Source organism: Bacillus sp. mrc49 (assembly GCF_002803435.1).
In genome coordinates, this window is sequence record NZ_PHNG01000149.1 from 1 (window position 1) to 947 (window position 947).

Below are 947 nucleotides of genomic sequence, written 5' to 3' on the forward strand. Positions count from 1 at the left end.
CCGAAACGTCGGTGGATGGCTCAGACGAATTTTCTTTCGTGTACGTCGATTCACTCACATCCTGCTTTGTTGACGCATCCAGGTTCTTTTTTGCATGATTTGAAAAGGAAACTACCAAAATGGAAGGCACTACTAATATGACAATCATCGTCGTAAACACAATCCACATCAATGGCTGGAATTTATTCATCCGTCCTCCTTAATAAAAAAAGCATTTTAAACAGGGTATGAATAAACGACATCATATATTACCCATTGTTTCCCACTTATTGAACCACCGTTCGGCTTCATCTTCCGAACCAACCATTCCCTGGTAAGATAAGTGATCTTCCACTGCAGAAGGATGCGAAAACGGCCATAAAGAAAAGCTGCCAACAAGGCAGCTAAAAGAATTTGTTCCATTACGTTTAAGAGCGCTTCAATAATTTCTTTGTTTTTAATAGAACAAATAGGAGCGGTATATATAAAACAATGAAGCCGACGCTGTATGGATTGATTATTTTGTTTAGTACATACAATAATTCGATATCGTAATAAAAGATATTGATCAGGATGATGATGATGGACATGATCCATAAGGGGTATTTTTGCTGGACATTGAATAAGCGCTTGATCCCCCTGCTGGCAGCCCACAAGGGAATGACCATATTGGGGATGATAATGATGGCCCACCAAGAAATGGTTATGTACTCGAACCGCTGAATGAAGGGCAATTCAATAATGCTGGTCAAGGTTAAGGTTGGCCATAGGGTAAGGGTAAGCAGCTTGAGTGGATAAAAGGCGATTGAAACGAAATAGACGGTTAAAGCCAGCAAAGTAGTGGTTAATGCTCCTCCATGGGCAAACTTTTGTGATGTTTCTGCTTTTTTTATGAATGGATAATACATCAGCAGCATTTCAAAACCAAGCATCGTTAAGGAGATACTTCTGGTTCCTTTCATAATGTC

2 protein-coding genes are annotated in these 947 nt (G+C 39.7%); both read right to left on the reverse strand.

The genetic code is table 11. The features are described from left to right. On the reverse strand, positions 1 to 190 hold a 190-nt coding region (locus CVN76_RS01020), incomplete at its 3' end, for a hypothetical protein (RefSeq protein WP_157805408.1). 217 nt (positions 191 to 407) lie between these two features. Further along, on the reverse strand, positions 408 to 947 hold a 540-nt coding region (locus tag CVN76_RS01025), incomplete at its 5' end, for a GerAB/ArcD/ProY family transporter (protein ID WP_157805409.1).